Below are 6,226 nucleotides of genomic sequence, written 5' to 3' on the forward strand. Positions count from 1 at the left end.
GATTTTTGTCGCTGCGCATAGGGTGCGCCTCAGATCCAGTAGGAAAGCGCGACCGGCAGAACGATGATTGTGGCCAACGTCGACACAAGGATAAAGCCCGCCACATCGGGCCCATACTCCGGCACGTGTTGGTCGATGAACAGATATGTCGCCACCGAGGACGGCATCAGGCAACACAGGATCACTGCACCGCGCTCGGCCCCGGTAAAACCGAACCCCCAGACAAGAGCGCTGGCAATCGCAATCGCCATAGCCAAGTGCAGGACCGTCAGCGTTACAGCCCTCTTCATGCTCTCAACCCGCAAGGTTGCCAGCGTGTGCCCCAGTGTCAGCAGCATCAGGGGGATAGAGAGGCCGCCAAGAATGTCAAAGGACTTTGCGACAGGCTGTGGCAAGCTTGATCCTGTCGCCAGCAGGACAAGAGACAGGATCACCGCGTAGATAATCGGGGATGTGGCGAGTTTCTTTGGTGAGAACTCGCCCGCCGGAATCCACATGCCGATGGTGAAGATACTGATCAGCACGACAACCACGAAGCCCATCGCGTACGCCATTCCGGCGTCACCCAGCGCAAGCAGTGTGATCGGCAATCCGATGTTGCCAACGTTTCCGTGCATCAGCGGGGTCAGAAAGGCCCGCACCGGCAGGCGCATGGCCTTGAGCACCACGAACCCCAGCGCGCCAAACCCCGCGATGGCCAGCGCAGCAGCGGCCATGACATCCAGGAAAGTTCCAATCGCAATCTTGGTCGTGGATAGGTGTGAGATGACAAGCGTCGGGTATCCGACCCGCGAGACGATCCCGCCGACAACCTTGTTGTCGAATGGTGCCTTGGTCACGGCAAGTGCATAGCCAATTCCGGCGCAAATCAGCACGGGCAAAACCACGTTCAAAACGTTCAGAAACACGTGGTCCAACGCTTGCCCCTATCGCAAAACCCTATTCCGGACAGTGAAACAGCGTGTCAATTTTGGCAAGCGCGCAACCTAACCAACCTGCCCAGTTGAGTTTTCCAAATTAGAGCCTGATATTGCCCCGCGATGGCGCTTGGGGTTCTTCCCTTCCCGGCCTCCACAACATATAGTGGTCTGCAACAACGTGTGGGTAAGCACGGCGGGACATGGGAATACAGGCATGGCACATATCATCGTAGTGGGGAACGAGAAGGGCGGCGCGGGCAAATCGACCGTGTCGATGCATGTGGCCACCGCGCTGGCGCGTTTGGGTCACAAGGTCAGCACGCTGGACCTTGATCTGCGACAACGCAGCCTTGGCCGGTATTTCGAAAACCGGGGCAATTTCCTGAACGGGTCCGAGGTGGCTCTGCCAAGCCCCCGTCACCACGATCTGCCCGAGATCGACGCGAGCAAGCTGAAACCGGGCGAGAACATCTATGACCATCGCCTGTCCGCCGCTGTGTCCGAGTTGGAAAGCGATAGCGACTTTATCCTGATCGACTGCCCAGGATCGCACACTCGCCTCAGCCAGGTGGCGCATTCGCTGGCGGACACTCTGATCACCCCGCTGAACGACAGTTTCATCGATTTCGACCTGCTGGCGCGGATTGACTCGAAGGGCGAGAAAATTCTTGGGCCGTCTGTCTATTCAGAAATGGTCTGGAATGCGCGTCAGCTGCGTGCGCAGGCTGGTCTGAAGCCAATCGATTGGGTCGTTGTACGCAACCGTGTCGGTACCCAGCGCATGGTCAACAAAGAAAAGATGCAGCGCGCGATCGAATTGTTATCGCAACGCATCGGCTTCCGCGTCGCCTCGGGCTTTTCCGAACGGGTTATCTTCCGCGAGTTGTTTCCACGCGGCCTGACCTTGCTGGACCTCAAGGATATCGGGGTTAAACAGCTGAACATCTCGAACATCGCTGCACGGCAGGAACTGCGCGACATGATGAAAGAGCTGAACCTGCCGGGCGTCGAGATCGACTTCTGACAAACTGGCGTTGGTTCAACAGGTCCGTTTCTGCGCCTGAGTTCAGTTCTTTTTTGGCAGCATTCACCCTCGCTGCGGTGGCTGACAATATCCGTACCAGGCGCGCGCCCGAGCCCCGGATTCCAATTGCCTGTTGTACATGTACATTTGATTACCGAAGTCGAAATGCCAATACTCCGAGGGATAGTTGGTGAAACCGGCGTGCCGCATCCCCCAATACAATAAACGGCGGTTCAAAAGCGCGGGGTTGTCCGGCCCAATCCGTCCGGCGCGCCATTCACGCTCAAGATAGTCGGTATGCGCGATGGCGCTCAGATCGTCGAAGGCGGCGCCCATGTCCAATTCCTCACCAGTGTCCAGCGCGCGTAAAACAACGTCTACCGCGGCGCCGGTTGAATGCGTCGGCCAGGTGGTTGCGTCGGCGGGATCGAATTTTCGGGGATCCGAAGAGTATTGGCACGTTCGGATCTCCAGCTCCTGCTGCGAAAGACCGGGATTTTCAGAGGCGGCCTTTTCCATCGCCCAGTTCCAAAGATCCCGCTGCGTGGCAATTGTGCGATAGGCATCAAATACGACAAGTTCGCACCCGTTATGTGCAAATGCGTCGTTCGCCGCTTTCAGCATCGGCACGAGGCTAGCCCTACACCATGTTCGAGGCAGACTTCCCTTGATTTGCCGCCCGTAGGGCGGGTTTGAGCCATCTGACAGGTGATAATAGGGAACAACCGCTATTCCATGCGAACCAAGATCGACCAGCGGCTCGGACGCGCGCAGGTCCGCAGCGTCGAATTCGACGCCGTGATAGCCCCGCGTATCCAGGCTATCATCTCCGATGGGGATAGGCTTCAACTCAGTTTTGTCCACGATATCAGCGCCTCTTGGAGCAGTTTCGGCTATGTAAGAGGCAACACCTTGGGCAAGTCAACTTTGGCCGGCATGCCAATGGCAGCCGGCCATTACAGAGCGATAGTCGTTCAGTTTAGGTCATTACAAAATGAAATGCCTTCACTGTTCTCTGGCCTATAGACTGTAAACAGTTCCTTCGGCTCAGGCACGCCGCGCAACATATACCGACCCACGGAAACCAGTGCCGAAGCGCAAGGTTGCGCGGCTCGGGCCACATCGTCCGAGATCAGAATCCGCTGCCCCAGCGACCGGTGCATTCCGGCAATCCGGGCGGTCTGGTTAACGGTCGGACCGATGACGGTGAAGTCCAGACGGCTTTCTGACCCGATATTGCCATACAGGATTTCCCCCGCGTGCAGGGCCAGCGTGTAATTCGAAACCGGCAGTCCATCAGCCGAGCGTCGCGCGTTTAACTCTGCCATTCTCTCTTGCAATTCGACAACTGCAGCCAGGGCGGCGCGCGCATCCGCATCAATCTCGCCAACATCGAACATCGCCATCAGGCCGTCGCCCATGAACTTCAGGATACTGCCATCGCATTTGTGGACCACATTGACGGCGACAGCCAGATACTCGTTCAGCATTTCGATGATTTCATCGCCCGGCAGTTCTTCGGACAGGCTGGTGAAGCCCTCCAGGTCGAAGTTCCAGATCACAGCGTCGATCTGCTGCAACGACCCGCGGCGTATTTCACCTGACAGGACCCGCCGACCCGCATCGCGGCCAAGATAAACCCGCATCAGGTCCTTTGAAATCCGCTCACTATTCGCCGACTTCAATGCCAACCCGAGATGCGGCAAAGCCGTATTAATCAATGCCAGGTCACTGTCCTTGAAACCCTCCGGCGCGTTTGACGTCCAGGACAGCAGAACGCCGTTCACCGCCTTCTTGGCATCTTTCGGAGCATTGTGGGTCGGGATGTCAAAAGACACACCCGTTGCATAATATTCGGTGGCACCATGTTCACGCAGTTCATTCAGCAAGGGAAAGCGGCTGGGTTCATTCTGATCAACCAACCGTTCGTGCACGACGCTCAGACCTTCGTTCAGAACCGCGAATAGGGGGCTCACTTTCCATTGTTCGCTGGGCTGCTCTGAGTATTCAAAGGCCTGATGCTCTCCGCCCTGCCCTTGGTACCAGCTATAACCGGTGCCGCCATAAATTGGATGCAGCGTGGATTGAGCTGCGTGAAACCGCATCAGCGGCACACCCAGCTCCACCAATCTGTTGCAGTACCCGTCCAGCAGCTCTTCTTTGTTTGCTCCTTCAAGCCCACGCGTCACAAGCCAGTTGATCAGTTCGCTTGATTTTGCCGCTTCGGCATCCGAGGTCGTCATGTTTTGTCCCGTTTTTGTTCTGCCCTTCATCTGGGAACGCGGGCAATCAATTACCAGTGCTCAAGTCATATGCGCCAGACGCCGCAGCATTTTGCGCAGCAGGGCCGTTTCTTCATGGGGAAACATACCGGCAAGCTTTGCGTCATATTGTTTTGCGGTCTCACGCAGATCCAGGTACACGGTTTGCCCTAAGGGTGTGAGCGTCAAATATTCCACCCGACGGTCGGACGGGCTGCGCGTGCGGGTAAGGTACCGTCGCTGTTCAAGTTTGGATACGGCGCGGCTGATCTTTGTCTTATGGATTCTGGCGCGTTCACCAATCTCTTTCGCGGTCATCTCGCCATAGTTTCCCAAGTGAAACAGCACGCGCCACTCGGTTCGAAGCATCCCGTAGCGGTCTCTGTAGGCTTGTTGAAACTCCAGCGAACTTTCTTCGGCTGCACGGTTCAGAAGGTAAGGCAGGAAATCTTGCGGACAAAAGTCATCTTTTTGGGTGGAGTCGTTGTGAGTCATGCTTGTTAGTTACAAAATCAACTATTATCCGACAAGCAGCAAATGGAGGAACACAGGATGAACCATCCGACTGATCCGCACAAAATGACCCAGGCCAGTACGCCTGTGGGGACCCATGCGGGCTATATGCCTGGTTGGGCGAATGATTTTGAGACTGAGGCTTTGCCGGGTGCGCTGCCGCGGGGGATGAACAGCCCGCAGCGGTGCAATTATGGCCTTTATGGCGAACAACTCAGCGGCACTGCCTTTACCGCGAACCCGCCGGAACGGACGTGGTGCTATCGTATCCGCCCGTCGGTCAAGCATTCTCATCGTTACGAAAAGATCGACCTGCCCCATTGGAAATCGGCGCCATGCGTCGATCCGGACGTGATCAGCCTTGGCCAGTATCGCTGGGACGCGGTCGCTCATACCGATGAGCCGCTGACCTGGCTGACCGGCATGCGCACGATGACCACGGCGGGCGACGTGAACACGCAGGTGGGCATGGCAAGCCATATCTATCTGGTTACTGAATCCATGGTGGATGACTATTTCTTCTCGGCCGATTCCGAGCTGCTGGTGGTTCCGCAGGAAGGCCGCCTGCGCTTTGCGACTGAACTGGGGATCATTGACCTTGAGCCCAAAGAGATCGCCATCATCCCGCGCGGCCTGGTCTACCGCGTCGAGGTACTGGAAGGCCCCTGCCGGGGTTTTGTCTGCGAGAATTACGGCCAGAAATTCGAACTGCCCGGACGCGGCCCGATCGGCGCAAATTGCATGGCCAACCCGCGCGATTTCAAAGCGCCGGTTGCAGCGTTTGAAGACCGCGAGGTGCCCTCGACCGTGACGGTCAAATGGTGTGGGCAGTTCCATACCACCAGGATCGGCCAAAGCCCGCTGGACGTCGTTGCGTGGCACGGGAACTACGCGCCTTACAAGTACGATCTGCGCACCTATTGCCCGGTCGGCGCGATCCTGTTCGACCACCCGGATCCGTCGATCTTTACCGTCCTGACCGCGCCCTCGGGCCACCCGGGTACGGCCAATATCGATTTCGTTCTGTTTCGCGAACGCTGGATGGTGATGGAGGATACGTTCCGCCCGCCCTGGTATCACAAGAACATCATGTCCGAGCTGATGGGCAACATTTACGGCCAGTACGACGCCAAGCCGCAGGGCTTTGTCCCGGGCGGGATGAGCCTGCACAACATGATGCTGCCGCACGGGCCGGACAAGGAAGCCTTTGAAAAAGCGTCAAATGCGAACCTCGGGCCGGACAAGCTGGACAACACCATGTCCTTCATGTTCGAAACCCGGTTCCCGCAGCATCTGACCCCGTTTGCGGCCAACGACGCCCCGCTGCAGGACGATTACATCGATTGCTGGACGGATATCGAAAAGAAGTTCGACGGAACGTCCGGCAAGAAGTGATGCAACAAAACGACCCGGGATTTCTTTTCGAAACGCCCGGGCCTGTGACAATGGTCTGGAGACAATATGCCTTTGATGAAATCCTGGGTGGCCTCGGCCAACGATGCCGATCA

At 57.2% G+C, this 6,226-nt stretch carries 6 protein-coding genes; 2 read left to right on the forward strand and 4 right to left on the reverse strand.

The features are described 5' to 3' along the window. Positions 1–29 precede the first annotated feature (29 nt). Positions 30–908, reverse strand: a complete 879-nt coding sequence (locus MHN28_RS21140) for an AEC family transporter (RefSeq protein ID WP_239344588.1) — start codon at positions 906–908, stop codon at positions 30–32. A gap of 226 nt (positions 909–1,134) precedes the next feature. Here MHN28_RS21140 and MHN28_RS21145 point away from each other — a divergent pair, with 226 nt between their 5' ends. Next, positions 1,135–1,944 (forward strand): division plane positioning ATPase MipZ, encoded by an 810-nt coding sequence (locus MHN28_RS21145; protein ID WP_239344576.1) that lies wholly within the window; start codon positions 1,135–1,137, stop codon positions 1,942–1,944. A gap of 63 nt (positions 1,945–2,007) precedes the next feature. Here the strand turns inward: MHN28_RS21145 and MHN28_RS21150 are convergent, their stop codons facing one another. The 3 genes from MHN28_RS21150 to MHN28_RS21160 all read right to left on the reverse strand — a co-directional run bounded on the left by MHN28_RS21150 (position 2,008) and on the right by MHN28_RS21160 (position 4,700). Further along, entirely contained in the window at positions 2,008–2,808 is an 801-nt protein-coding gene (locus MHN28_RS21150) for a M15 family metallopeptidase (RefSeq protein WP_239344578.1), read from the reverse strand. 110 nt (positions 2,809–2,918) lie between these two features. Next, the gene (locus tag MHN28_RS21155) at positions 2,919–4,187 is read right to left on the reverse strand and encodes an adenylate/guanylate cyclase domain-containing protein (protein WP_239344580.1); all 1,269 of its coding nucleotides are present in this window, start codon (positions 4,185–4,187) and stop codon (positions 2,919–2,921) included. 60 nt (positions 4,188–4,247) lie between these two features. After that, positions 4,248–4,700 carry a MarR family winged helix-turn-helix transcriptional regulator gene (locus tag MHN28_RS21160; protein WP_239344582.1) on the reverse strand — a complete coding sequence of 151 codons (453 nt, stop codon included), beginning with the start codon at positions 4,698–4,700 and terminating at the stop codon, positions 4,248–4,250. Between the two features lie 57 nt (positions 4,701–4,757). On the opposite strand from MHN28_RS21160, the gene hmgA reads away from it, so the two are divergent. Next, a complete protein-coding gene (gene hmgA / locus MHN28_RS21165) occupies positions 4,758–6,113 on the forward strand; it encodes a homogentisate 1,2-dioxygenase (RefSeq protein WP_239344584.1) in 1,356 nt (451 codons plus the stop codon). The last annotated feature ends 113 nt before the right edge of the window (positions 6,114–6,226 follow it).

Origin of the sequence: Ruegeria sp. Ofav3-42 (assembly GCF_022347725.1) — a bacterium.
GTDB lineage: Bacteria > Pseudomonadota > Alphaproteobacteria > Rhodobacterales > Rhodobacteraceae > Ruegeria.